General features: G+C 46.0%; 27 protein-coding genes. 21 read left to right on the forward strand and 6 right to left on the reverse strand.

All coding sequences use genetic code 11. The features are described 5' to 3' along the window. Positions 1–133 precede the first annotated feature (133 nt). Both FFR00_RS14530 and FFR00_RS14535 read left to right on the forward strand, forming a co-directional pair. Positions 134–367, forward strand: coding sequence for a hypothetical protein (locus tag FFR00_RS14530; protein WP_137674138.1), 234 nt, complete (start codon positions 134–136; stop codon positions 365–367). Positions 368–698: 331 nt separating this feature from the next. Then, the gene (locus FFR00_RS14535) at positions 699–1,019 is read left to right on the forward strand and encodes a hypothetical protein (protein WP_137674139.1); all 321 of its coding nucleotides are present in this window, start codon (positions 699–701) and stop codon (positions 1,017–1,019) included. Between the two features lie 134 nt (positions 1,020–1,153). On the opposite strand, the gene urtE is transcribed toward FFR00_RS14535, so the two are convergent. The 5 genes from urtE to urtA all read right to left on the reverse strand — a co-directional run bounded on the left by urtE (position 1,154) and on the right by urtA (position 6,912). After that, a complete protein-coding gene (gene urtE, locus FFR00_RS14540) occupies positions 1,154–1,849 on the reverse strand; it encodes an urea ABC transporter ATP-binding subunit UrtE (protein ID WP_137674140.1) in 696 nt (231 codons plus the stop codon). An 82-nt stretch (positions 1,850–1,931) separates the two neighbouring features. Then, positions 1,932–2,690 carry an urea ABC transporter ATP-binding protein UrtD gene (urtD, locus tag FFR00_RS14545; protein WP_137674141.1) on the reverse strand — a complete coding sequence of 253 codons (759 nt, stop codon included), beginning with the start codon at positions 2,688–2,690 and terminating at the stop codon, positions 1,932–1,934. Further along, the gene (gene urtC / locus FFR00_RS14550; RefSeq protein ID WP_137674142.1) at positions 2,683–3,897 is read right to left on the reverse strand and encodes an urea ABC transporter permease subunit UrtC; all 1,215 of its coding nucleotides are present in this window, start codon (positions 3,895–3,897) and stop codon (positions 2,683–2,685) included. The genes urtD and urtC overlap by 8 nt, the downstream gene beginning before the upstream one ends. 3 nt (positions 3,898–3,900) lie before the next feature. After that, positions 3,901–5,508 carry an urea ABC transporter permease subunit UrtB gene (gene urtB / locus FFR00_RS14555; protein WP_137674143.1) on the reverse strand — a complete coding sequence of 536 codons (1,608 nt, stop codon included), beginning with the start codon at positions 5,506–5,508 and terminating at the stop codon, positions 3,901–3,903. Positions 5,509–5,616: 108 nt separating this feature from the next. Then, positions 5,617–6,912 carry an urea ABC transporter substrate-binding protein gene (gene urtA, locus FFR00_RS14560; protein ID WP_137674144.1) on the reverse strand — a complete coding sequence of 432 codons (1,296 nt, stop codon included), beginning with the start codon at positions 6,910–6,912 and terminating at the stop codon, positions 5,617–5,619. A 389-nt stretch (positions 6,913–7,301) separates the two neighbouring features. On the opposite strand from urtA, the gene FFR00_RS14565 reads away from it, so the two are divergent. The 9 genes from FFR00_RS14565 to menE all read left to right on the forward strand — a co-directional run bounded on the left by FFR00_RS14565 (position 7,302) and on the right by menE (position 14,416). Beyond that, positions 7,302–8,186, forward strand: a complete 885-nt coding sequence (locus FFR00_RS14565) for an urease accessory protein UreD (RefSeq protein ID WP_137674145.1) — start codon at positions 7,302–7,304, stop codon at positions 8,184–8,186. Positions 8,187–8,207: 21 nt separating this feature from the next. Further along, positions 8,208–8,510 carry an urease subunit gamma gene (ureA, locus tag FFR00_RS14570; protein ID WP_137674146.1) on the forward strand — a complete coding sequence of 101 codons (303 nt, stop codon included), beginning with the start codon at positions 8,208–8,210 and terminating at the stop codon, positions 8,508–8,510. Between the two features lie 21 nt (positions 8,511–8,531). After that, on the forward strand, positions 8,532–8,855 hold the full coding sequence (locus FFR00_RS14575; protein WP_137674147.1) for an urease subunit beta: 324 nt from the start codon (positions 8,532–8,534) through the stop codon (positions 8,853–8,855). After that, positions 8,852–10,558 (forward strand): urease subunit alpha, encoded by a 1,707-nt coding sequence (gene ureC / locus FFR00_RS14580; protein ID WP_137674148.1) that lies wholly within the window; start codon positions 8,852–8,854, stop codon positions 10,556–10,558. Before FFR00_RS14575 ends, ureC begins: the two co-directional genes overlap by 4 nt. Positions 10,559–10,569: 11 nt before the next feature. After that, positions 10,570–11,016 carry an urease accessory protein UreE gene (gene ureE, locus FFR00_RS14585; protein WP_137674149.1) on the forward strand — a complete coding sequence of 149 codons (447 nt, stop codon included), beginning with the start codon at positions 10,570–10,572 and terminating at the stop codon, positions 11,014–11,016. Beyond that, on the forward strand, positions 11,016–11,684 hold the full coding sequence (locus FFR00_RS14590) for an urease accessory protein UreF (RefSeq protein WP_137674150.1): 669 nt from the start codon (positions 11,016–11,018) through the stop codon (positions 11,682–11,684). The genes ureE and FFR00_RS14590 overlap by 1 nt, the downstream gene beginning before the upstream one ends. A 27-nt stretch (positions 11,685–11,711) precedes the next feature. Next, positions 11,712–12,347 (forward strand): urease accessory protein UreG, encoded by a 636-nt coding sequence (ureG, locus tag FFR00_RS14595; protein ID WP_137674151.1) that lies wholly within the window; start codon positions 11,712–11,714, stop codon positions 12,345–12,347. Between the two features lie 23 nt (positions 12,348–12,370). Then, complete coding sequence (locus FFR00_RS14600) at positions 12,371–12,934, forward strand: HupE/UreJ family protein (protein ID WP_137674152.1); 564 nt, start codon at positions 12,371–12,373, stop codon at positions 12,932–12,934. A gap of 75 nt (positions 12,935–13,009) precedes the next feature. Then, positions 13,010–14,416 carry an o-succinylbenzoate--CoA ligase gene (menE, locus tag FFR00_RS14605; protein WP_137674153.1) on the forward strand — a complete coding sequence of 469 codons (1,407 nt, stop codon included), beginning with the start codon at positions 13,010–13,012 and terminating at the stop codon, positions 14,414–14,416. On the opposite strand, the gene FFR00_RS14610 is transcribed toward menE, so the two are convergent. Beyond that, on the reverse strand, positions 14,386–14,595 hold the full coding sequence (locus tag FFR00_RS14610) for a hypothetical protein (protein ID WP_137674154.1): 210 nt from the start codon (positions 14,593–14,595) through the stop codon (positions 14,386–14,388). The genes menE and FFR00_RS14610 overlap by 31 nt on opposite strands. A 242-nt stretch (positions 14,596–14,837) precedes the next feature. On the opposite strand from FFR00_RS14610, the gene FFR00_RS14615 reads away from it, so the two are divergent. The 10 genes from FFR00_RS14615 (at position 14,838) to FFR00_RS14660 (ending at position 26,357) form a co-directional block, all read left to right on the forward strand. Continuing rightward, entirely contained in the window at positions 14,838–15,221 is a 384-nt protein-coding gene (locus FFR00_RS14615; RefSeq protein ID WP_137674155.1) for a hypothetical protein, read from the forward strand. A gap of 62 nt (positions 15,222–15,283) precedes the next feature. Beyond that, positions 15,284–16,135, forward strand: coding sequence for a LysR family transcriptional regulator (locus FFR00_RS14620; RefSeq protein WP_137674156.1), 852 nt, complete (start codon positions 15,284–15,286; stop codon positions 16,133–16,135). Continuing rightward, positions 16,125–16,916 (forward strand): LysR family transcriptional regulator, encoded by a 792-nt coding sequence (locus FFR00_RS14625; protein ID WP_137674157.1) that lies wholly within the window; start codon positions 16,125–16,127, stop codon positions 16,914–16,916. The genes FFR00_RS14620 and FFR00_RS14625 overlap by 11 nt, the downstream gene beginning before the upstream one ends. Before the next feature lie 54 nt (positions 16,917–16,970). Beyond that, entirely contained in the window at positions 16,971–17,594 is a 624-nt protein-coding gene (locus FFR00_RS14630) for a tRNA-uridine aminocarboxypropyltransferase (RefSeq protein ID WP_137674158.1), read from the forward strand. A 116-nt stretch (positions 17,595–17,710) separates the two neighbouring features. Continuing rightward, positions 17,711–17,881: a trimethylamine N-oxide reductase system protein TorE gene (gene torE / locus FFR00_RS14635; protein ID WP_137674159.1), complete on the forward strand. Its 171-nt coding sequence runs from the start codon at positions 17,711–17,713 to the stop codon at positions 17,879–17,881. A gap of 58 nt (positions 17,882–17,939) precedes the next feature. Continuing rightward, complete coding sequence (torC, locus tag FFR00_RS14640; RefSeq protein WP_137674160.1) at positions 17,940–19,121, forward strand: pentaheme c-type cytochrome TorC; 1,182 nt, start codon at positions 17,940–17,942, stop codon at positions 19,119–19,121. A 14-nt stretch (positions 19,122–19,135) separates the two neighbouring features. Next, positions 19,136–21,604 (forward strand): trimethylamine-N-oxide reductase TorA, encoded by a 2,469-nt coding sequence (gene torA, locus FFR00_RS14645; RefSeq protein WP_137674161.1) that lies wholly within the window; start codon positions 19,136–19,138, stop codon positions 21,602–21,604. Then, complete coding sequence (gene torD / locus FFR00_RS14650) at positions 21,605–22,225, forward strand: molecular chaperone TorD (RefSeq protein ID WP_137674162.1); 621 nt, start codon at positions 21,605–21,607, stop codon at positions 22,223–22,225. Positions 22,226–22,623: 398 nt separating this feature from the next. Continuing rightward, entirely contained in the window at positions 22,624–24,312 is a 1,689-nt protein-coding gene (locus tag FFR00_RS14655) for an NAD-dependent malic enzyme (RefSeq protein ID WP_137674163.1), read from the forward strand. A gap of 131 nt (positions 24,313–24,443) precedes the next feature. Beyond that, positions 24,444–26,357 carry a methyl-accepting chemotaxis protein gene (locus FFR00_RS14660; protein WP_137674164.1) on the forward strand — a complete coding sequence of 638 codons (1,914 nt, stop codon included), beginning with the start codon at positions 24,444–24,446 and terminating at the stop codon, positions 26,355–26,357. Positions 26,358–26,438 lie beyond the last annotated feature (81 nt).

Below are 26,438 nucleotides of genomic sequence, written 5' to 3' on the forward strand. Positions count from 1 at the left end.
GGCTTAACAAGCTATGTTGTTAAGCCTTTTTTATACGCCAAACAGAATTTTCGAACAAATACTAAACCGACACTTGCTCTAACCTAAAGGCTGGTTAATGATAACTATTCGCAACAAGTGTTTGGAGAGGACTATGGCTCATCAATCGGCAACACCACCTAGAATCCACATGAGCTTGTCGGTCGACAAACTACAACAGCTGCTGGCCTCAGGAGCGATTTGCATTAACGACTTGTCAGACATTCAAGCAGAAGCAAAACCCATTCTGTGGAAAATGTGCCTGCAAAACTGTAAATCAGGCGCTTGTGAACGACGACCAAAAGCAGTCAACGATGGTGTGACTCTCAAAGTTAAGAATTTAGACTAAACAAAATGTTAGTCCCTAAGCTGAAATTCAAGTTGCTTTAGTTAACTTGTTATCATCCCTTTACCGCCTACCCCTCTAATACATGCTTTAGATTTGTTAGCAGGCAAAGCACAGGGGTTATTAATACCTGTATTCAAAGGTACTTGTATAACTCGCCACCAACCACTAATAATTTATTTATCATTTTATACCGTAGGTAGCTGATGGCAATATTAAAAAGTGATATTCTTGCATTGTTAAAATAAACCTTAATAGGAAAAACGCCTTGTTTAAACAAGGCGTTTTTCCTATTAAGAAGCTGTTATATTTCAATCAACAAAAGGACTTTTAAATGAAAAAAATCACACAGTTTATTATAGCGTTGACCCTATCAACCTCTGCATATGCAGCCGACTTAAGTGAAAGTACATTACAGGGAGAGTGGCTAGTAGTTGAGTTTATGGGTAGTCCTGATGAGGATAATACTAAATGGCAGTTTGAAGGGAATCAGTTCTATCAAAAAATGGGAAATTCTAGAATGAGCCCAGACCAATTTGAAATAAAAGAAGGGACAATTGATCTAGATTACGCGAAAATTGAAGTAACAAGCTTCGATGGTAAAAATATGGAAGCAATAATGGCTGACTTCAAATATCGATTGATTAAGCAGTAAATTTGGCAATACATTAATACCCTCCTTGATAACACGCTTTGTTAAAAAAGGTTAGAAATTTAGCAATAAGCTACCAGAACATATAAAAAAAGCCGCTCAAGTGAGCGGCTATAACATTAACGCGAGTTAACTTTTTAAACGCTCATCCAACGTTTTACGTCGGCTTCATCTACTTCATCTTTGCTGCCTTGCAACACTACGTTGCCGCGATCTAACACGGTGTAGTGGTCAGCTAAAGCTACCGCAAAATCAAAGTACTGCTCTACCAATACAATCGCCATTTCGCCGCGATCGCGCAGTAGTGCTAATACCTTTTGAATGTCTTTAATAATTGAGGGTTGAATACCTTCGGTGGGTTCATCCAACATCAGCAACTTAGGGCGCATGATTAAAGCTCGCGCAATGGCTAACTGTTGTTGTTGGCCACCTGACAAATCACCGCCACGGCGCGCTAGCATTTGCTTTAACACTGGAAACAAACGGAAGATTTCATCGGGAATAAAACGCTCCGATTTTGGCAATACCGAAAAACCCGTTTTAAGGTTTTCTAATACCGTAAGTTGGCCAAAAATCTCACGCCCTTGCGGCACTATTGCTATACCTTGTTTGGCACGTTGCGCCGCCGACATTTTGCTTATGTCTTTGCCGTTAAACATGATGCTGCCCGCGCTAATACTTTGCTGGCCAGCTAAGGCTTTAAGCAAGGTGGTTTTACCCACACCGTTACGCCCTAGTACACAGCTAATTTTACCGGGCTCGGCACTTAGGCCTACATTGTAAAGCGCTTGGCTTGCCCCGTAATGACTATCAACTTGAGAAAGCTCTAGCATTGGCTTACCTCACTGCAAAGCTGGCTCAAACCACAAATCACTTGGCTATCAACCTGAGAAAGTTCTAACATTAATTCTTCTCCTAACGCCCTAAGTAAACTTCGATGACTTGCTGATTTTGCTGTACTTGCTCAAGGGTGCCTTGGGCTAATACCGAGCCTTCATGCAATACCGTTACTGGGCAATCGAGGGCTTTAACAAAATCCATATCATGCTCTACCACAACTAAGGAGTGCTTTTTAGCCAGCTCCTTAAACAGTTCAGCAGTAAGGGCGGTTTCTTCGTCGGTCATGCCTGCGGCAGGCTCGTCAATGAGCAATAGCTGCGGTTCTTGCATAATTAACATGCCAATTTCTAACCACTGTTTTTGCCCATGAGACAACGAGCCCGCTAGCCAATCTTGTTTATCGGCTAAACGAATCAGCGCTAAGGTGTCGTTGATTTGTTGATTATCGTTAGACGATAACTTATGGATCAGTGATTCAAATACACCACGGCGACCAGCAAGGGCTAACTCTAAGTTTTCAAATACGCTGAGGTTTTCAATCACCGAGGGTTTTTGAAACTTACGTCCAATGCCAATGTTGGCAATTTCGGCTTCATCATGTTGGGTAAGGTCGATGTCGTTGTTAAAAAATACCGTGCCTTCATCGGGGCGCAGTTTCCCAGTAATTACATCCATCATGGTGGTTTTACCGGCGCCATTAGGGCCAATAATGGCGCGCATTTGGCCCGGCTCTAGAATCAATGACAAGCTGTTTAAGGCTTTAAAACCATCAAAGCTTTTGGTTACACCATCTACATACAAAATGGTGTCTTGAGGAATATGTACACTACGCATTTACTGCTCCTTCTGCCGAGTCAGCTGAATCCGTTTTAGCTGCGGTTGCCGCTTCTTCACTGGCTTTTAGCTGAGCAAGTTCCGCGTTCTTTTTAGTGGCTGCACGTTCTTGCAGCTTAGCTTTAATGCTGCCATATAAACCCACCACACCTTTAGGTAACCACAACGTGGTAATCACAAATAAGGCGCCTAAGAAGAACAGCCAAAGCTCTGGGAATGCCCCAGTAAACCAAGACTTACCAAAGTTAACCAACAAAGCGCCAAATACCGCACCAAATAAGGTTCCACGACCACCTACCGCTACCCATACAATGCTTTCAATAGAGTTAAGCGGAGCAAATTCGCCGGGGTTAATAATGCCTACTTGCGGCACATATAAAGCGCCAGCAACGCCGGCCAACATGGCCGATACTACAAATACAAATAGCTTAAAGCGCTCTACCCGATAACCAATAAAACGAGTACGGCTTTCGCTATCACGTACCGCAATAAGCACTCGACCTAGTTTTGAATTAACAATCCAGCGACACAAGACATAGGCACCAGCCAAGGCCAGGGCACTTAAAGCAAATAGCACGGCGCGTGTGGTATCGGCTTGTAAACTAAAGCCAAGAATATCTTTAAAATCGGTTAAGCCGTTGTTGCCACCAAAACCCATGTCGTTACGGAAAAACGCCAGCATTAGCGCGTAAGTAAGCGCCTGAGTAATAATCGACAGATATACCCCAGTAACACGTGAACGGAAGGCTAAGTAACCAAAGATAAAGGCCAAAATACCTGGTGCTAAAAACACCATCAGCATGGCAAAGGGGAACATATCAAACCCCATCCAATACCACGGTATTTCAGACCAATCTAGGAACACCATAAAGTCGGGTAACTCTGGGTTGGCATACACACCACGGTCGCCAATTTGGCGCATCAAATACATGCCCATGGCGTAACCACCTAAGGCAAAAAATGCCCCGTGTCCCAAACTCAAAATACCGCAATACCCCCAGACTAAATCTACCGCTATCGCTAATAAGGCATAACACAGGTATTTACCCAGTAAGGTTACCCAGTAAGAGCTTAAATGCACTGGGTTTTCTGGGCTAAGCGCTAGGCTCATAATCGGCACTAAAATCGCCGACAATAACAAAGCCAGCAACATCGCGTTGCCCACTTTATCTTTCACTAAAAATCGAACTAATAATGACTTAGGCATGGTTTAGTCCTCCACTGTACGGCCTTTCAAGGCAAACAAGCCTCGAGGACGTTTTTGAATAAACAGAATGATGAAAACTAACACCAAGATTTTGGCCAATACTGCCCCAGCAAAAGGTTCCATTAGCTTATTGGCAATACCCAAAGTAAGGGCACCAATCACGGTACCAAACAGGTTGCCTACACCACCAAATACCACCACCATGAACGAGTCAATAATGTAGTTTTGACCTAAGTTAGGGCCTACATTGGTAAGCTGACTTAAGGCTACGCCTGCGATACCCGCAATGCCCGAGCCTAAACCAAAGGTCATGGCGTCTACCCAACTTGAGCGGATCCCCATTGAGTTGGCCATTGGGCGGTTTTGAGTAACAGCTCGCATTTGCAAACCAAAGAAGGTTTTACGCAAAATAGTCCATAGAGTGGCAACGACCATAAAACTGAAAATAATGATGTATAAGCGGTTATAGGTAAGCGACAACACGCCGTTTATTTCTAGCGAACCACTCATCCATTGCGGAGTAATTACCGCTTGGTTTAAGGGGCCAAAAATACTGCGTACTGCTTGCTGCAGCACCAAACTTAAACCAAAAGTCGCCAGCAAGGTTTCCAATGGGCGACCATACAAAAAGCGAATCACACCACGTTCAATAAGAATGCCCACTAAACCCGACACTACAAAGGCCGCCGGAATTGCCACCAGCAGAGACCATTCAATATTGTTAGGCATTAATTGTTGAACCACATAAGTAGTGTACGCGCCCAGCATTATCATTTCGCCATGGGCCATATTAATCACGCCCATCACACCAAAGGTAATCGCCAAACCTACTGCGGCCAGTAACAGCACTGCACCCAAACTAATACCGAAGTACATATTCTCGGCAACGGTGTTAATTTGCAGTAGTTGTTGATTAGTGGCGATAGCTTTATCAATGGCAGCCAGAACCTGCGGGTCTTGTTCAGCTGATTGCTGTTTTACCAATACGTTTCGTGAAGCGGGATCAAGCTTACCAGCGAGCAGTTCAGCTGCTGCTTCTCTTGCTGCTGCATCTCCGTCTTGCAAGTTAATGATCGCCTGCATTTCTTTTAGTTTGGCGATCACGTCTTTGTCTTGCTCAGCTACCAAACGTTGCTCAATAATTGGTGTATACGAGGCATATGCGGTATTCATTAACGAGCGGATCGCAGCAATACGTTCGCTTGCATCGTCGGCGTTTAAACCCACTAGCGCCAAGCCATTACGTAATTGGCGACGAATTTTATTGTTAACCGAAATTTTTTTAATTTTAGATTTTTTAACTGTACCTAAATCGGCGCCATCTATAACCGAACTTAAACGATAAAGACTGCCTTCTTTAATCGCCACAACCACTTGCTTATCAGATTTTTGATAGTACAAATTTGCTTCTAGCAAGCTGTTAAAAATAAGACTATTACGCTTATCACCTGTGGCAATAAGCTGTTCGATTGCTTGTTGTTTTTGATTATTTTTTTTAGCAGTTAAGGCCTGCACTGCCTGTTCCCAATCGCTAGCTGCCGCAGGTAATACCCATAATACGAGTAATACACTGGCGATAAAGCGAGAGAAACGAGATATGTATATGCTCAAAACAATCCCTACTCTTGATTGATTCAATACAAAAAGGCGCCACCGAACCACTTCGATCGCGCCTTTAAAAAAGTGCCTTTCGGCACTTAACTGTGTACGCGAACTAAATTAGTAGTTCTGGCCAGAACATTGGCCGGTTTTAATGTTGAAGTTGCCGCACTTAATCGGGGCAGTCCAGTCAGCTACAATCAAACCAGACTCTTCAAGATGGTCAGTCCATGCATCACCAATTACGCCACCAGCAGTTTGCCATACTGTGTCGAATTGACCGTCGGCTTGGATTTCACCAATAAGAACTGGTTTAGTGAGGTGGTGGTTAGTGTTCATTACCGCGTAACCGCCAGTTAGGTTAGGCACAGTGATACCGTACATTGCTTCACGTACTGGGTCTGTATCTGTAGTACCAGCTTTCTCAACCGCTTCGGCCCACATTTGGAAACCAATGTAAGTGGCTTCCATTGGGTCGTTCGTTACGCGCTTGTCGTCACCGGTGTAAGCTTTCCAAGCAGCAATAAATGATTCGTTCGCTTCGCTGTCAGCGCTTTGGAAGTAGTTCCAAGCAGCTAAGTGGCCAACAAGAGGGGCAGTATCAAAACCAGATAACTCTTCTTCACCTACTGAGAAGGCTACTACAGGAATGTCTTCAGCCGAGATGCCTTGGTTAGCTAACTCTTTATAAAATGGTACGTTTGCGTCACCGTTAATGGTTGAAACAACCGCTGTTTTCTTACCAGCACCACCAAATTTTTTCACATCAGAAACAATGGTTTGCCAATCAGAATGACCAAACGGTGTGTAATTGATCATGATGTCAGCTTCAGCCACACCTTTAGACTTAAGGTAAGCTTCTAAAATTTTGTTAGTGGTACGTGGGTAAACATAATCGGTTCCCGCTAATACCCAACGTTCAACACCTTCTTCAGCCATTAAGTAATCCACTGCAGGAATCGCTTGCTGGTTTGGCGCAGCACCGGTGTAGAATACGTTTTTAGAACTTTCTTCACCTTCATATTGAACCGGGTAAAACAACATACCGTTCAACTCTTCAATTACTGGTAATACTGACTTACGAGATACCGAGGTCCAGCAACCAAAAATTACGTCTACTTGTTCTTTGTCTAGTAGCTCACGTGCTTTCTCAGCAAACAAAGGCCAATTTGACGCAGGGTCAACCACTACTGGCTCTAACTTCTTACCTAACAAACCACCCTTTTTGTTTTGCTCTTCAATCATCATAAGCACAGTGTCTTTCAGTGTGGTTTCACTAATCGCCATGGTGCCAGACAAAGAGTGTAAAACACCTACTTTGATGGTTTCAGCGGCTTGCGCTGCGTTAAGAGAGAACGCAAGGGCTACACCACTTGCTACCGTTGCTAACTTCTTCCATTTGCTATGTTGTGTCATTGCTATATTTCCTATTTTTTTATAGTCCTTTAGAGCATGCGGTACCTCATGCAGTGCTGAAGGGACTACAGCATTGACTGTGCCAAACACAAAAAACACAGCAATAACAACAAGTTAATTTATAAACATTTAGCTCAATAGATTTTAACTGCACACTTTACGAGCGTTAGCCTCAGAAAAACGCACCAAAATGATCGAATAGATAATAATCCCCAAACTGATGCACTAACTTGAATCGCTCGCACCAAATTGATCCACCAATGAACCAAATAAAAGCACCAATATGTAACAAAACCGCGCCCCTAGTAAGGCCAAAAAACTGGTTTAGTTCTTGCTGTATATAGCTAATGAAACACAGCCGAAAACAAGCAGTTAACTAAAGGAGCAATGTGAGCCAGCTTATTCAAACTCAGCACAGCAAAGCAGCAGTGCCAATCAAACAAGGTTGGTTAGCAAAGCTTGAGCTTGGTTTTGCCCCCATTGCCAACAAAACGCGCTTAACCCTAAATAAGAGCATTGGCCCTTTAAGGGTGCAACGCCCCTTTCATCCAGAACTTGGTGCACCCGACTGTTGCCACGTTTATTTATTGCACCCACCCGGTGGATTAGTGGCCGGTGATACATTGCTGATGAATGTGGAATGCCTCGAAGGCAGCAAAGTGGTACTTACCACGCCAGCCTCAGGCAAGTTATACCGCTCTAACTTAGCCCGCCAAGAACAGTGTCAGCAGCAACGTTTTCATCTGCAAGACAACAGCAGCCTTGAATGGCTTCCACCAGAAACCATTATATTTAATGGCGCCCAGGGGCGCCTCGACAGTCATTTCATGTTGCAAGGCGATGCTCAGCTTATCGCCTGGGAAATCACCTGCTTGGGGCGTAAAGCCAGTGACGAAGATTTCGATCATGGCGAGCTAATGCAGTCAATTAAAGTCTACCGCGAACAACGTCCACTACTGATTGAAAACACTCGTATCGACAACGCACAAACGGCGGCTAACCCAGCGGCACTAGCTGGCAAGCATGTTTATGCCTGCATGTTGGCCACGGTAGATAAGCTAGATGAACAAGCGCAAAAACAGCTACTAGAAGAACTACGCGAACAACTGGCTTGCCCAGATATTGGCATCACCTTAGTGCGCGGTTTAGTGATATTGCGCTACCTCGGCGACAACGCAGAAACAGTACGAGAAGAGTTTGAAGCGGCTTGGGCAGTGATTCGCCCACGTACATTAGGGCATGCAGCTGTTCGCCCACGCATTTGGAATACCTAATTTTAACACTACGAGGCAAACATGGAATTAACCCCAAGAGAGAAAGACAAGTTATTGCTGTTTACCGCGTTTTTGGTCGCCGAGCGACGCAAAGACAAAGGGCTAAAACTCAACTACCCAGAAACGGTTGCTTACCTCTCTGCCAGTATTGTTGAAGGCGCGCGTGAAGGCCGCAGTGTTGCCGAACTAATGAGTTGGGGGCGCACCCTATTGAGTCGCGATGAGGTGATGGATGGTATTGCTGAAATGGTGCATGAAGTTCAAGTTGAAGCCACCTTTCCAGACGGTACCAAACTGGTCACCGTGCATAACCCAATCCCTTAGGCCACCACAGAGGAACCACCAATGATACCTGGAGAATTGATTGTTGAAGACGGTTGGATAGAACTAAACCCTGGTTTAGCCACTATCACCGTTGATGTAGCCAATAGTGGTGACCGCCCAGTACAAGTAGGCTCCCACTACCATTTTGCCGAAACGAATCCGGCTTTACATTTTGACCGCAAAGCCGCACTGGGTTTTCGCTTAAACATTGCCGCTGGCACTGCAGTACGTTTTGAACCTGGCCAAAGCCGCAAAGTAGAATTGGTCGCGCTAAGCGGTAAACGCGAAGTGTACGGATTTAGGGGCGAAGTAATGGGCCCACTAAGTGATAAGGAACAAGCATGAGCAAGATGGATAAACGCGCCTACGCCGAAATGTTTGGCCCCACTGTAGGTGACAAAGTACGCCTAGGCGATACCGAACTGATCATTCAAGTAGAAAAAGACTACGCCCAATACGGCAGCGAAGTAAAATTTGGTGGCGGTAAAGTGATTCGTGATGGCATGGGACAAAGCCAAGCTAGCTGCGCCATGGTGCCTGATACGGTTATCACCAACGCGTTAATTCTCGATCACTGGGGCATTGTTAAGGCCGATATCGCACTTAAAGAAGGCCGTATTCAAGCCATTGGTAAAGCCGGTAACCCAGATATTCAAGACGATATCGACATCGAAATTGGTGCCGGTACCGAAGTCATCGCTGGCGAAGGCCAAATTATTACCGCTGGCGGCGTAGATTCGCACATTCACTATATTTGCCCTCAGCAAATAGAAGAAGCCTTAATGTCGGGTACTACCACCATGTTAGGTGGCGGTACCGGCCCAGCAACGGGCACTAACGCAACTACTTGTACTCCTGGGCCTTTCCACTTAGGAAAAATGCTTCAATCGGCCGACAGTTTCCCAATGAATTTGGGCTTTCTAGGTAAGGGGAACGCCAGTTTGCCGCGCCCGCTTGAAGAGCAACTCATGGCTGGTGCCATGGGTTTGAAGCTGCACGAAGACTGGGGCACTACGCCAATGTCTATCGATAACTGCTTAAGCGTGGCCGAGAACTATGATGTTCAAGTAGCGATTCATACCGATACTTTGAACGAATCAGGGTTTGTTGAAGATACCATTGCAGCCTTTAAAGGCCGCGTGATCCACACCTATCACACCGAAGGTGCGGGGGGCGGACACGCTCCCGATATTATTACCGCCTGTGGTTTAGATAACGTTCTGCCGTCGTCAACCAACCCTACTCGACCGTATACCATTAACACCGTTGATGAGCATTTAGATATGTTGATGGTGTGTCATCACCTTGATCCTGCCATTCCTGAAGACGTGGCTTTTGCGGATTCTCGAATTCGCAAAGAAACCATTGCCGCTGAAGATATTCTGCATGATTTAGGCGCATTCTCGATGATTGCCTCAGATTCACAAGCCATGGGTCGAGTTGGCGAAGTGATTACCCGCACCTGGCAAACCGCCCACAAAATGAAAGTACAGCGTGGTTTGTTGCCAGAAGATAAAGACATTGGTTGTGATAACTTTCGCGCTAAACGTTATATCGCCAAATACACTATCAACCCGGCAATTACTCATGGCATCGCCCATGAAGTAGGTTCGGTTGAAGTGGGGAAATTAGCCGATTTAGTATTGTGGAAGCCAGCCTTTTTTGGCGCTAAGCCCTCATTAATTATTAAAGGTGGGGCGATTGCTGCGGCGCCAATGGGCGACCCTAATGCGTCTATTCCTACACCACAACCGGTGCACTACCGCCCAATGTTTGGTGCCTATGGCAAAGCCATGACCGAAACTCGCGTCACCTTTGTTAGCCAAGCCGCCATAGATGCAAAAATTGATGAGACCCTAGGTTTATCGAGTCGCCTAGTGGCCTGTAAAAATACCCGCAACATCAAGAAGCAAGACATGGTGCATAACCATTATCAGCCGCATATGGAAGTTGATTCACAAACCTATGAAGTGCGTGCCGATGGTCAATTGCTTGAGTGCGAACCCGCTACCGAGCTACCGCTCGCTCAGCGTTACTTTTTATTTTAAGGAGAGAATGAATGTTAAAGGTGTATCAAACCCTCCATCACTACCACGGCCCGGTGCATCACCAGGTGGTATTGAGTTACGAGCTGCGCAAAAAAGCCCGCATCAAGGCGCAAACCGAGGATAAGCAAGACATAGGCTTTTTCTTGGAGCGTGGCCAAGTGCTGCAAAATGGACAGTTTTTAGAAGCTGAAAATGGCGAAGTGGTGGAGATTAAAAGTGCCGACGAGCTGGTGACTACCGCCTACAGCGACAACCCATTAATGTTTGCCAAGGTCTGTTACCACTTAGGCAACCGCCATACGCCGCTACAAGTAGGCAAAGGTTGGGTGCGCTTTCAACCCGACCACGTATTGCAAGACTTGGTTGAGCTATATGGTTTGCGAGTGGAGCAGCATCAAGGCCCCTTTGACCCAGAAACAGGCGCTTACCATAGCCACTTGCCGGCGCACAGCCACTAATGTCTAGCATGGCGCAACTGCAACTCATGCGTTTGGTTAGCCCAAGCTTGCCAGTGGGGGGCTTTGCCTATTCGCAAGGTTTGGAATACGCCATAGAAAACGGCTGGGTGAATAACCCAGAGCAACTGGCAGCGTGGATAAGTGGTTGTTTAAACGCGGGCTTGGCTTGTTTAGACATCCCTATGTTAGCGGCGCTGTATAAAGCGTGCGCAGACAAAGATTTTGCCCAATTTGAAAGCGTAAACCTAGAGCTAATCGCCAGTCGCGAAACGCTTGAGCTGGAGCTAGAAGATGTGCAAATGGGCAACGCATTGCGCACCTTATTAAGCCAACTCGATGAGAGCATCACTGCGCATTTAAGCGATAAACCCATGAGCTGGACCAGTATGTTTGCCTTGGCCGGTGTTCATTGGCAAGTTGAGCTAGATGAACTGGCCGACGGCTATCTATGGACCTGGCTAGAAAACCAACTGGCCGTGGCAGGTAAAACGCTGCCCTTGGGACAAACCGCCTGCCAAAAGCTATTGAGCGAATTACTGCCCTTACTGCCACCAGCACGAGAAGCAGGGCTAGCCTTACCTTTTAACCAAATTAGCGGGTCGCTGCCAGCATTAAGCTTGGCCAGCGCCTTACACGAAACCCAGTATTGTCGGCTGTTCCGCTCTTAAGCGCTGCCACAAATAAGAGGAATAACAATGAGTATTAAACAAACCTTACGCGTAGGTGTTGGCGGCCCAGTAGGCTCTGGCAAAACAGCATTACTCACCGCTTTATGTCGTGAACTAAAAGATCGTTTCAACTTAGCGGTAGTGACTAACGATATCTACACCAAAGAAGACGCCCAGTTTTTGTTACGTAACGATGCCCTAGCAGAAGATCGTATTTTGGGTGTAGAAACTGGCGGCTGCCCACATACTGCTATTCGCGAAGACGCTTCAATGAACTTAGCAGCAATTGCCGAGCTTAACCGTCGCCACAAAGGCCTCGATTTGGTCTTAGTAGAAAGCGGCGGCGACAACCTAAGTGCCACTTTTAGTCCTGAGTTAAGTGACCTCACACTATACGTGATTGATGTAAGCGCTGGTGACAAAATTCCCCGCAAAGGCGGCCCAGGCATCACTAAGTCAGACTTATTAATCATCAATAAAACTGACTTAGCACCGCATGTAGGTGCCTCGCTTGAAGTGATGGATCGCGATGCGAAAAAGATGCGCGGCGAGCGCCCGTTTGTATTCAGTAACCTAAAAACCAATAAAGGTTTACAAGACATCATCACCTTTATTATTGAGCAAGGCATGCTGGAAGAAACCAGCCCAGCCGCTGCTAACTAAACTATTTTATAAGGATATCAAACATGAAAAAGCTACTTACTTTAGCCGCAGGCTTACTATTTTCGTTACCGAGTTTTGCTCACGAAGGTCACCACCACGGTTTGTCAGAAGGTTTATTACACCCCCTAACAGGCCTTGACCACCTTATCGCCTTAAGCCTAATTGGTTTACTGGCTAGCCAAACCGGAAAGCTAAAACTTAGTCTTGCTCAAAGCGTATTTGCTTTAATACTAGCGGCAGTAGTGGCAAGCATGGGTTTTGTACCACCAATGCTAGAAACAGGCTTAGCCATTTCCTTGCTAGTAATGGCAGTGTTAGTGGCTAAAGTGCTACCACGCTCAACCGGTGTTGTAGGTTTAGTGGTATGTTTAGTGGCGGCTCTACACGGCGCAGCTCACGGTAACGAGGTACCCGCTGGCGCAGACATGAAATTGTTCTTCGCTGGTTTCATTGCCAGTTCAGTAGCGCTAATTTGTGCCGGATTCGCACTAGGTAAGGCAGCTCAACAATCTCAATATACGCAAAAAATCACTCGCACCATTGCAGGCCTAGCAGGTGCGTTTGGCATTAGTGCCTTAGTCGCTTAATTCTTACGTAATGATACGCCGCTGGCGCATAGCAACAGCGGCGACAAACTTCACAGTTTGCGGCATAATGCCGCTATGAGCATCAATTCTTTGTCAACCCAGCCCCTGCAACAGCAAAGCCAGCTTAGGCCCAAGCACATTGCTCTAAGCATTGGTGAGCAGCATATTAGTTATCAGCAGCTTTATGCCATGGTAAGTGCTACCGCTGAGCAATTGCGCATGCAAGGAATCAGCAAAGGTTCGCGAGTATGTTGTTTTGGCGAAGACCCACTGCGCATGCTGCTATTACAACTCGCCAGTTTGCAGCTAGCTTATGTTTTTTGCCCGCTCAATCACCATAACCCGCTCAGCCAATTACAAGCCTTAAGCGAAACCGTAGATAGTCAGTTTTATTGGAGCGATTTAGATCTCTGTTTAACAACACCCAAGCGCGTAGAGTTTAACCCCCATCAAGCACAAAGCTTTAACGCCGAAGCAGAACTCGATAGCGAGTTACCGCAAAGCATGGTATTTACCTCTGGCAGCAGCGGCCCACCAAAAGCAGTGGTGCATTGTTGGCGTAATCACTTCTTTAGCGCACTAGGCTCACAAGCCGTTGTTCCATTAGATGAAAACGGCCAATGGTTGCTGTCTTTACCGCTGTATCATATTGGCGGCCAAGCCATTGTATGGCGCTGTATTTTAGCCGGTGCACGGATTGTAGTGGCACAGAACAAAGGTCGCGTTTTCCCCGACTTGCTAGCAAGCCAAACCACCCATGTATCGCTGGTGCCCACTCAACTGTACCGTTTGCTCACACAAGCCAAATTTTGGGCAAGCGCGCTTAGCCTAAAACACATTTTGATTGGCGGCGCAGCGTGTAACGATAGCTTATTAGAAGAAGCCATTAGTCGCGGTTTTCAGGTTTATAGTTCCTATGGCAGTAGCGAAATGAGCTCACAAATTGCTACTCGCCACCACCGCCTAGGGCAAGCAACTTACCAATTGCTGCCGCACCGGCGCGCTAAGATTCATCAGGGTGAAATCTATTTACGCGGAAAAACCTTATTTTTAGGCTACTGGAAAAATGGCGACATAATACGCGCTTGCGACCCCGATGGTTGGTTTAACAGCGGTGATTTAGGCCGTATTGAAGGCGCGCAGCTGTTTACCTTAGGCCGCAGCAACAATATGTTTATTTGCGCAGGCGAAAACATTCAGCCAGAAGAAATTGAATTGGCCTTGTTACAGCACCCACAGATCAACCAAGCGATAGTTGTACCGCAGCAAAACAGCGAATATGGTCAACGACCGGTGGCGTTTATTAGTAGCGAACAGGACGTTAACCCACAGCAGTTAAATAAGTTTTTACGCCAGCAGCTAGCGGCAATCAAACTGCCGATTGCCTATTTTGATTTACCCGAGCAAAACTCACTAAAGCCATCGCGAAGTGAGCTAAGCACAGTAGCTAATCACAAATCGAGCTGTTGCGACCAATGTTGAAATTCAGAAATGTTAATCCAAGACTGTTGATAGGCGTGTTGTAAGGCACAATGTTGCTGCTCTTTTAAGTTTTGGTGGGAATCAGGAACAAAGCAGCATGCCCCTTTAAAGAATTGTTCTCTTTCTGCCAAGTAACGGCCTAGCAAACCGGTTTTTGCAAAATCTTGTTCTCTTCTCATAAGCACTCCTTACGACTATTAATAGCTAGCGCTCAAGGGTGGCAAGCCAAACAAAATGCCACCACTTACCTTACATTTAGCACGCATTTTCGCCCTCAACAAGTACTATTTATCTGCAAATATCCAAACAAGCTAGGCTGTCACGATAAATGCGCAGTGGTGCCGATAAAAGCAGCAGCGGTTTTGTTTACCTTATTGATAAGCCTCTTTAAAATGCCCAGCAAATAATAAATGAGGTGACTATGAAAATTGCAGTAATTGGCGTGAGCCTACTGAGTGTGGTGGCGTTATCTAGCCAAGCAAACCCTGAAGTGGGTGTAATGGTAGGTAGCGACAATGGCTTAAGTGCCCAATTTGATGACATTCGCGTAAATCTAGGGTTTAGCGAATTTTCGCTAAGTGGCGACAAAATCATTGGCTTTCCCGACCAAGAACACTTTTATTATGGTTTTGGCGGTAAGTGGAGTGACCACCATCATAACAAGCTGGGTGCTCGAGCAGTATTTGGCGCGCATACTGTGGTTGAGCAATTTCGCTTTTTTGCCGAAATTCAGCCGATTGTGTACGTGATTGACGACTTAGAAGTAAAACTTGAGGCTAGCGCAGGGGTTCGTTACCTGTTCTAAAACCGCTCGCTTCGCCATTATCTGCTAGCCTTATAGAAGAACTGCAATCATGGCGAAGGCGAATGCAAGAACCGGATATTGATTTGCTCAACCGGTTTGTTAATGCCTACGAGCAACGTCACCATTACCCAGAAACGAGTAGCCCCAGCAGCCGTAAAAAAGTGTTTGCCGCCCTTGAGCAATCGCTAAGCTGCAAACTATTTGATGGTGATTACTCAAACCTTAACTCACAAGGTCAGCTGCTCTACCAACGCGCTAAACAACTGCAACTGCAGTTAGATAATTTCTTGCAAAGCCCATTAGAAAAACCTCAGCCACAGCAAATCATTATTGGTTTAGATGAGTTTGTACCAAGCCAAAGCTTACTGCATTACTACCCACGCTTTATTAGCGAACTGCCACTGCAACAACTCAAGTTAGTGCAACTCAGTAGCGCTCAATTACAGCAACAACTCTGTGCCGGTGAAATAGACATCGCCTTGCGTGTTGCTCAGCAACAAAAGCCGCCAAAAACCCACTCGCGCCGTTACTGTAACCTTAATCTGGCTTTGGCGTGTGCTGCGCGCCATAGCCTGAGTAAACATCAGCAACTCTGCGCCGAACAACTGCAGCGCCATCGTCAGCTTTGTTTAAATCACCTTCCTGTCGAGCTACAGCTTAATCGGGTAAATTGCTGGCAACTGGCCCACCGAGAAATGCTGCATGATTTATTAGTTTTGGGTATGGGATGGGCTTTTGCGCCACGCCATTGGCTGGAGTCCAGCTTTAGAAACGGGAGCTTGATTGAGCTGCACTTAAGCAATTACTTTTCCCCCACAAAATTAGAAATAGAAATACTGTGGCTAAATAGCCAGCACGATAGCCAAGTCGCCCAATGCTTAAATTTATTAGGTTTGAGTGCTTATGATGGATGAGAATACTAAGCAACAAGCACTTGCCGCTTTTATATGCCTGGCCAAACATGCCGACTTAGCCAGATGCGCTGCGCAGCAACAATGCTCGCCTCAGCAAATACTGACACGGATAGATGCACTTCAGCAGCAGCTAAATTGCACACTGTTTAGCCAGCATAATCCGGCCTATCAACTGAGTAGTGCTGGCCTCGCGTTGGTGGAGCAGGCAGAGCTTATTGTAAGCCGCTATCAGGAACTACAACGGCACTGCCGTCATCTTCAACTCGGCAAAAGCTTAAGCTTAAGTATTAGCTTTCAAGCCTGGTTTCCTAGCCCATGGCTCACGTTGTTGGCCAACCAACTACAACGCTTTGATCCTTTGCTAGAGTTGCACTTTAGCTGTACTTCTCAGCAGCCGGTTCACTTTAGTTTCTCTGCCAGCTCGTCAAAGCAGCAGGTAGACACGCTTAAGTGGAAACCCGCGAGCTTAATCAAGGTGGCTCATCCTAAGTTGGTAAACCATCAGCAACGGTTCGACGGGCATCTCAAGCTATTTGACGTGCGTGAAGCCGAACAGAACAACCTGTTTAATGGTGAGACTTTACTGCTAGATGCCCTAGAAGCGGGCTTAGGCTGGGCAATCCTGCCACAAATTAGTGTTGAGTCTCGCCTAGCTGAAGGAATACTTAAAGCCTGGCCAGAGCCTAGTGGTGAGTTACCTACCTATTTACACCTCGCTCAGCGGTGCCCTGACGATATCAGCGCTTGGCTCAAGCAACAGCAGGCTGAGTTTTGTGACTAGGCTATTTAGGCAGGTTATACTCGGCGTTCATTATTGCCACTGACAAATCGTTAAATGAGTCGAGCCCGCTGTCAGCGTTGTTTGCGCCCGCAAACTCACTGCTTATGTAAGCACATTAATCCATGTGAGCATCACCACTCGGTGATTATTTTGCAGCACCCTAGTGAGCAAAAACACGCCAAAGGCACCGCTCAACTGGCTTGTTTGGCACTGAATAAAGCGCAGATTTTGGTGGGAGAAACGCCACTTGATTTTGCCATGCTTAAACAGCAAGTGTTAGCCCACCCAGAGCGATTTTATTTGATTTACCCCAGTTCACAAAGCCGAGCTATTGAAGAGGTGTTTTCCTCAATAAAAACTCAAGAGCCGCCCCTCAACGATCCACCATGCCCACCTAGCCTCATTTTTTTAGATGGCACTTGGCGAAAAGCTAAGCGGCTTTGGCACCTCAATCCATGGTTACACAATTTAGATCAATTTCACTTTACCAGCGCACCAAGCGGGCAATATAAAATACGGAAAACATCGGTAGATAAAGGCCTTTCAACTATTGAAGCTATCGGATATTCACTTGAGCAGATAGAAATGTTTGACCCTACTCCCTTAGTGGGTATACTACGCGCCCTTGCTAACCAGCAACTTTCCGCAATGCCTGAAAAAGTGAAACATCGCTATTGATGTGTTGTTGATCCTTGCCACAGGTTAGCTCAAAGATCTAAGCACAAACTGGTCAAAATTAAGTAACAAGACTAAGTTAAATTGTATGCATAACATAAATGTAGGAGTGCATTTGCATGTCTAGTAACAATGTCGTGGATGACAAACCCAGTAAGTCTGACGAGTGGAAAGTATTCCTGTTTATCGCAGTTATTCTGTTTCCTATTTTGGCCGTAGCTTTTGTCGGTGGTTATGGCTTTATCGTTTGGATGCTGCAAATACTTACCGGTCCCCCAGGACACGGCTAATCGCCCTAAGAATACACTTTAGAAAACGAACTAATTCGCAGTAATGTGAGATACCACGATGAAAAATATGCTGAAGAAATTTTGGTTAATAGTGAGCAAACCAAGCGTCCATTTAAGCTTTGGTTTTTTGACTATTGGCGGCTTTGTTGCCGGTATTATTTTCTGGGGCGGTTTTAACACCGCTTTAGAGGCAACCAATACCGAAGAATTTTGCATTGGCTGTCATGAAATGGCCGACAATGTTTATGTAGAACTCCAAGACACCGTGCACTGGAAAAACAACTCTGGGGTACGCGCCACCTGTCCAGATTGTCACGTACCACATAATTGGACTGACAAAATTGCCCGTAAAATGCAGGCTTCAAAAGAAGTGTACGGCAAGATTTTTGGCACCATTAGTACCCGTGAAAAATTCTTAGAAAAACGCGGCGAGCTGGCTCAACATGAGTGGGACAGGTTCACAGCTAATAACTCTTTAGAATGTAAGAATTGTCACGACTACAACAGCATGGACTTCGATTCAATGTCGGAACGTGCCCAAGTACAAATGAAAATGGCTGCCGAGCGCGACCAAAGCTGTATTGATTGCCATAAAGGCATTGCCCACCACCTGCCTGACAATATGAACTCTGGTGAGGGCACCTTAGCTAAACTAGAAGAAATGGCCACCTCAGGGTACAAAAAGGGCGAAAGCTACTTTAGCGTGCGCCAATTGCCCTTGTTCACTAATTCTGAGTTAAACGAAGAAGCCGGCCAGTTAAACGCTGCCACTGAAGTGAAGATTCTAGAAGTTAAAGGTGATGCAATTAAAGTTGAGATTGATGCTTGGCGTAAAACTAAAGGTTTTGGCCGGGTATTGTTTGAAGACTTTGCCATGAACATTAACGATGGTTACCTGACCAAAGAAGTCGCGCAAGCCGAAGGCAGCATGACAAAGGGGGAAACCAAAGAAGACGATTTAACCGGTTTACCTTGGCAAAAAGTGTCAGTGGAATTGTGGATGCGTAACGGCTCCTTAACCGATTCTCGCGATACCTTATGGACCTTCGCCAAAACCACTTACGATAGCGCCTGTAGTGTTTGTCATACTCAACCCGCCGAAAACCACTTCGACACCAATACCTGGCCAGGTATGTTCAACGGCATGTTGTCGTTTGTGAATTTAGACGGCGATACTCAAGCGCTGGTATTAAAATACCTTCAAAAACATTCTTCAGATTTTTCTGACGCTGGCCACTAATTAAGGAGATTAACATGGCAATTACTCGTCGCGGTTTTCTCAAAGGCATCTTAGCCACCAGCGCTAGTACTTTGATCGGCCCAAGTTTATTGGCAGTAGCTAACGATGCAGCCGCCGCTGAAACAGCTGGTACTTGGAAAGTATCAGGCTCTCACTGGGGCGCATTTAGAGCTCGAGTGTATGGCGGTAAAGTGCAAGAGATTAAAGCATTTGAAGCTGATAAATACCCTACCGATATGCTTAACGGCATTAAGGGAATCATCTATAGCCCATCACGTATTCGTTACCCAATGGTGCGCTACGACTGGTACCTAAAACGTAATAAAAGTGACACCACTCAGCGTGGTGACAATCGCTTTATTCGAGTCACCTGGGATGAAGCATTAGATCTGTTTTATCAAGAACTCGAGCGTGTGCAAAAAGATTACGGGCCGTGGGCACTGCATGCTGGCCAAACCGGCTGGCGCCAAACGGGACAAGTACACTCCTGTGGTAACCACATGCAGCGCGCGGTATCCATGCACGGCTTCTCGGTAAACAAAGTGGGTGACTACTCGACCGGTGCAGGGCAAACCATTATGCCTTACGTACTAGGAACCACCGAAGTTTACGCACAGGGTACCTCATGGCCACTGATCCTCGATAACAGTAAAACCATCATATTGTGGGCCACCGATTTGGTGAAAAACCTACAAGTAGGTTGGGCATGCGAAACCCACGAGTCTTTCGAATACCTTGAACAGTTGAAAGACAAAGTCGCCAGCAAACAAATTAGAGTAATTAGTGTTGACCCAGTGCGCACTAAAACTCAAAAGTATTTAGACTGTGAGCAACAATATGTGAACCCGCAGGCCGACGTGCCGTTCATGCTGGCGATTGCGCATACCTTGTACAACGAAGAGCTTTACGACAAAAAATTCCTCAGTACCTATGCCTTAGGGTTTGAAGAGTTTATTCCTTATGTCACCGGTGAGAGCAAAGACAAGGTAGAGAAAACACCAGAATGGGCCGAAGCTATTTGTGGCGTACCTGCCGAAGACATTCGCGAGTTTGCTCGCTTGCTGGCTAGCGACCGCACTCAGCTAATTTTTGGCTGGTGTATTCAACGCCAACAACACGGCGAACAACCTTATTGGATGGGCGCGGTAATAGCGGCAATGTTAGGCCAAATTGGCTTACCGGGTGGCGGCGTGTCTTACGCTCACCATTACAGCTCAATTGGTGTACCCTCTACTGGTGCAGCCAGCCCAGGTGCCTTCCCGCGTAATCCAGACAAGCCTAATGAACGGGTTCATATGAACCAAGATTTCAAAGGTTATAGCAGCACCATTCCGGTAGCACGCTGGATTGATGCGATTCTGGAGCCGGGCAAAGTGATTAATGCTAACGGCGCTAAAATAACCTTACCCGATATAAAAATGATGGTGTTCTCAGGATGTAACCCTTGGCATCACCACCAAGATCGCAACCGTATGAAGAAGGCTTTCCATAAGCTAGAAACCGTGGTGTCGATAGACTTTACTTGGACAGCCAGCTGTCGCTTCTCAGACATCGTATTGCCTGCATGTACCCAATGGGAACGTAACGATATTGATTTATACGGCTCGTACAGTAACCGCGGCATTATTGCCATGCATAAGCTGGTAGACCCGCTGTACCAATCTAAAACTGACTTTGAAATTTTCACCTTACTGACTCAACGTTTTGGCAAAAGCAAAGAATATACCCAAGGTAAGAGTGAAATGGACTGGGTTAAACAACTCTATGATGAGTGTGCCGCAGCCAACAAAGGCAAGTTTGATATGCCAGATTTCATGACCTTCTGGAAAGAAGGCTGGGTAGACTTTGGCAAAGGACCTAACTGGACACGCCAAGCAGCATTCCGCGAAGACCCAGAGATTAATGCCTTAGGTACACCATCAGGCTTTATTGAAATATTCAGCCGTAAGATTGATCGTTACGGTTATGACGACTGCCAAGGCCACCCAATGTGGTTTGAAAAAGCCGAACGCTCTCATGGCGGCCCTGGCTCAGAAGAGTTTCCTATTTGGCTGCAGTCTTGTCACCCCGACAAACGCTTGCACTCACAAATGTGTGACTCTGAGGAATTCCGTGCAACTTATGCTGTTCAAGGCAGAGAGCCACTGTACATCAATCCAGAAGATGCCAAGAAACGTGGCATTAACGATGGCGACTTAGTGCGTGTATTTAACAAACGCGGTCAGCTATTAGCTGGAGCGGTGGTATCAGAGGATTACGCCAAAGGTGTAGCCCGCTTGCAAGAAGGTGCGTGGTACGGCCCAGTAGATGAGAGCATTGGTGCACTCGATACCTATGGCGATCCAAATACCTTAACCATGGACATCGGTAGCTCACAATTAGCTCAAGCCACCAGCGCCAATACCTGCTTAGTGCAATACGAGAAGTTTGAAGGTAAAGCGCCTGCTGTAAGCTCTTTTGGTGGCCCTAAGGAGATGGCGTAAATGATAGAAACGCCAAATATTAGCGAAGAAAACGAAACCCGTGCCAGCATCTACTGGTGGTTTGCTACGGTGTTCACTAAAGAGCTAGATAAGCAACAATTAGCTGCCTACACCACTGGTGAAGGCGCGCAGTTATTGAAACAATTAGCCGACACCGCTGAGCTAAGCCCTGCGGTGAAGTTGGTTAACAACAGTCTTGCTAAATGTATGGCGCTGCAACACCCAGAGCTGGAATTAGCGGCAGATTTTTGCCAGCAGTTTCTGAGTGACAGCAAAGTTGGTGCACCACCTTACGCGTCTATTTATTTATCTAGCAGTAAGTTGATGTATCAAGAGCCGCACGAGCAAATGCTCGCATTGCTGGTTGCACAAGGTCTGCGAGTAGATCCTGAATTTAACGAACCCGCAGATCATCTTGCCATTCAGTTAGATTATCTAGGTAATCTCATCATGCGCGAAGATGATAACCCGCAACAACAAGCCGAGTTTATTCAACAACACTTGTTATCGTGGCTACCACAATGGTTAGAGGTGCTAAGTAAAGTCAGTAAGGGTGGATTTTACCAAGGCTTTGCAGAGCTACTGGTTGCTTATCTTCGCTTAGAGCTGCAACATCTTTAACATTTAAGCTAATCGCCATTATGCTCTGCGTAATGGCGATTAGAGCCCACGATAGTGCATCAATCTCTCTAATACTCCGCTGAATTTAACATTTTTTCGCTGTAGCTTAATTCAATCACTTAGCGACAAAATAAACATTTAGTTAACATTATTTAAACATAACACTGGCGTTTTTCACCTGCTGTTTTATAGTTATATTAAGTCGGTTGTCGCTTCTAGATGCCCGGGCGGTAATACCTCATCTGTTAGGCGTTACGCCCCTCCTATCTGTTAGCGGTGCCGGCTGGCCTATTTCTGGGCCACCTAGATTCAACATTTCCCCAACATTTCAGCATGACCTAACACCAAATTTGTGAAAAAATACCTCTCTTGTTTGCCCTAGTTAAAGATCTAATCACATGGATGATAAAAAACGCCCGCTCTACATTCCTTATGCTGGTCCTGCTTTACTTGAAACTCCACTGTTAAATAAAGGCAGCGCCTTTAATCAAGAAGAGCGTATTTTCTTTAACTTAGAAGGGCTACTGCCAGAAAACATCGAAAGTATTGATGAGCAAACAGAGCGCGCTTATTTACAATATCAAAGCTTCACTAACGATTTAGATCGCCATATTTACCTTAGGAACATTCAAGACACTAACGAGACCTTGTTTTATCGCTTAGTTGAAGATCATATTAGCGAAATGATGCCGATTATTTATACCCCTACTGTGGGTGCAGCCTGTGAGCAATTCTCTAATATTTACCGCCGCTCACGGGGCTTATTTATTTCTTATCCAAACCGTCACCGTATCGATGAACTGCTAAACAACGCCACCCGTCATAATGTGAAGATCATTGTTGTTACCGATGGTGAACGTATTCTTGGTTTGGGCGACCAAGGCATTGGTGGTATGGGCATTCCCATTGGTAAGCTCTCTTTATATACAGCCTGTGGCGGTATTAGCCCAGCTTATACGCTACCAATAGTGCTAGATGTAGGCACCGACAACCAACAGTTGCTTAACGACCCAATGTACATGGGCTGGCGTCATGAGCGAATTAGTGGCACCGAATACGATGAGTTTGTAGAGCTATTTATGCAAGCGGTAAAAGTGCGCTGGCCTGATGCGCTTATTCAGTTTGAAGACTTTGCTCAGAAGAATGCTATGCCCTTGCTACAACGCTATAAAGATCAATTTTGTTGCTTTAACGATGATATCCAAGGCACGGCGGCAGTTACCGTGGGTTCACTATTAGCGGCTTGTAAAGCTGCTGGCTCTAGCCTTGCTGAACAACGCGTCACCTTTGTAGGTTCGGGATCAGCGGGCTGTGGTATTGCCGAAGCCATTATTAGAGCAATGGTCGAGGAAGGCATTAGCGAAGCTCAAGCTCGTAGCCAAATTTTCATGGTAGATCGCTGGGGCTTATTACAAAACAACATGCCCAATTTGCTAGATTTTCAGCAAGCCTTGGCACAACCAGCCCAACTTCAGCAGCAATGGGGCTTAAACTCAGACAGCTTGTCATTACTCGACGTCGTTGAAAATGGCAAACCCACGGTGCTTATTGGTGTGTCGGGTGCACCAGGAGTGTTTACCCAACAAGTTATTGAAAGCATGCATCAGCATTGTTCTAAACCTATAGTTATGCCGCTTTCTAACCCCACCAGCCGCGTGGAAGCGCTGCCTGAAGATATACTCCGCTGGACCAATGACCAAGCCTTAGTCGCCACTGGCAGTCCATTCCCACCGGTAAAACTGGGCGAGCAAACCTTTCCTATTGCCCAATGTAACAACAGTTATATCTTTCCAGGTATTGGCTTAGGTGTACTGGCTTGCCAAGCCACCCGCGTGAGCGATGAAATGCTGATAGCCAGTAGCCGAGCGTTGGCCGAATGCTCGCCACTAGCGAACGACGGCGAAGGAGCGTTATTGCCGCCATTAGAAGAAATTCAGCTTGTCAGTAAACACATTGCCTACGCTGTAGCTACCACTGCGATGCAACAACAACTAGCGGTAAAAACCAGCGATGAAGTGCTGATGCAAGCCATTGAAGCGAGCTTTTGGAAGCCTGAGTATCGTCACTACAAACGTACTTCTTTTTAACTACACTTATTAAGTTACTCATTGTAATAATTCGAATTTAGATGTTTAGCTGACCTAATAATTAGGCCAGCTTTTCATCGTTTCTCAATAGCTGTGCTAGCTGCTGCCTTTTGGCGATCCTAGGAGGGATAATGTTCTTTAACCAACTTACCATTCGTAAGAAACTCACCATCACCATCGTATTAGCCGTGCTTGCGTCTACCAGTATTATTGGCCTGGTTAGCCAGCGCCAAGCGCAAACCATTATCGAAAACAGAATGGTAAACAACGAGCTACCAGCCTTACTTAAACAAATCCGTAATAGAATCGACAAAGAAGTGACCGTGCTGCTGCAATCAGCCGAGCAACTAGCAAACAATGTTTTTGTTGAAGAGCGCACCCTAAAATCAACCAAGCCAAACTCAGAGACTCAGTTGATTGAAATGCTGGGGCGTTTAAAAGAACAATATGGCCTGGCTGATGCCTCGGTCTCTAACCGAAAAACCGCCAATTACTGGAATCAAAAAGGATTTTTACGCCAATTGAACCCTGATCGAGACAGCTGGTTTTTTGCCTTTCGTGACTCAGGCAAAGAAACCATGGTCAGCGTTTATTCCTCCACCACAGAAGAAACCAAATTGTTTTTAAACTACCAACAGGTGAATGGCCACACCATGTCTGGTGTATCTAAACCTATGGATGAAATGATCGCCTTTCTCGACAGTTTTAAAATCGAAGAAAGTGGCTTTGTTTTCCTTAGTGACGGCGAAGGTATGATTCGTTTACATCGTAATAAAGAGCTCGTAGGAAAGGTGTCACTCGCCCAAGAATTTGGCGACGCCACCAGTTCGCTGTTTAATAAACAAGGCTTTAGTTTGGTTGAAGTGAACCACCAAGGTAAACAGCTATTTCTAGGCTCAAGTTATATTGAGTCCATGGAATGGTACTTGATTGCACAAGTACCTAAAGACGAGGTATTTGAAGAACTATATCAATCTCGTTATTACATGATAGTGACCACACTCATTGTTATTGGCATTTTCTTGCTGGTCGCAGTGTGGCTGGCAGGTACCATTACTCGCCCCATCGCTAAACTCGCCGACGTTTTTCAAGATTTAGGTGAAGGTGAAGGCGATTTACGCCAGCGTTTAGATGCCGACAACAAAGATGAAATGGCAAAACTGGCGATGGGCTTCAATAGCTTTATTGAAAAAATTCACCGCTCAGTAAGCTCTGTAGCTGAAACTGGCGACCACCTCGGTGAAGCTTCTCGCTCTGTGGCAAGCCAATCTCAGCGAACTTTGGAGAACACCCAGCACCAGCAAGATCGAGTAACTCAAGTGGCTACCGCCATCAATCAAATGGGTTCGACGGTAAATGAAATAGCCAACAATGCTTCACAAGCGGCCGACGCAGCTCAAGATGCTGAAAAAGAGTCAGACAAAGGCCAGCAAGTAGTGTTAAAGGCGCGAGACAATATCATGCACTTGGCCGAAGAGATGCAACAAGTAGCCACCGTTGTCGCGTCACTCGCCGAAAGCAGCCAATCTATTGGCAGCATCTTGGACGTTATTCGAGGTATTTCTGACCAAACTAACTTGTTGGCACTAAACGCCGCTATTGAAGCAGCCAGAGCCGGAGAGCAAGGGCGAGGATTTGCGGTAGTTGCCGATGAAGTGCGTAGCTTAGCAGGGCGAACTGCCGAGTCTACAGACGAGATTCAGCAGATGATTAACAACCTGCAAGAACAAGCGGCCCGAGCAGTAAACGCCATTGAACAGAGCAGTGGAATGAGTACCCAAGGCGCTGAAGAAGCCGGTCACGCTTATTCTGCCTTGCAAGAAATTTCTAATCGAGTCACCTTGATTTCGGATATGAATATTCAAGTGGCCACCGCCACCGAGGAGCAGTCATCGGTCGTTAGTGAGCTAAATGGCAACGTAGAAGAAATTAACCTTAGCACTCAAGAAGCTACCGACACTGCAGCTGAGTTGTCGGAAGCCAGTAAGTCACTCAAGCAACTGGCTGATAAGCTGGCTGAATTGGTGGGCAGCTTCAAACTGTAAGGCTAGCCACTAGATACAAAAAAGAGGCCGTATAGGCCTCTTTTTTATTACTCTACAAAGGTTTACCCAATGGTTTATTTT

Source organism: Agarivorans sp. Toyoura001 (assembly GCF_005405585.1).
In the GTDB taxonomy this organism is placed as follows: domain Bacteria; phylum Pseudomonadota; class Gammaproteobacteria; order Enterobacterales; family Celerinatantimonadaceae; genus Agarivorans.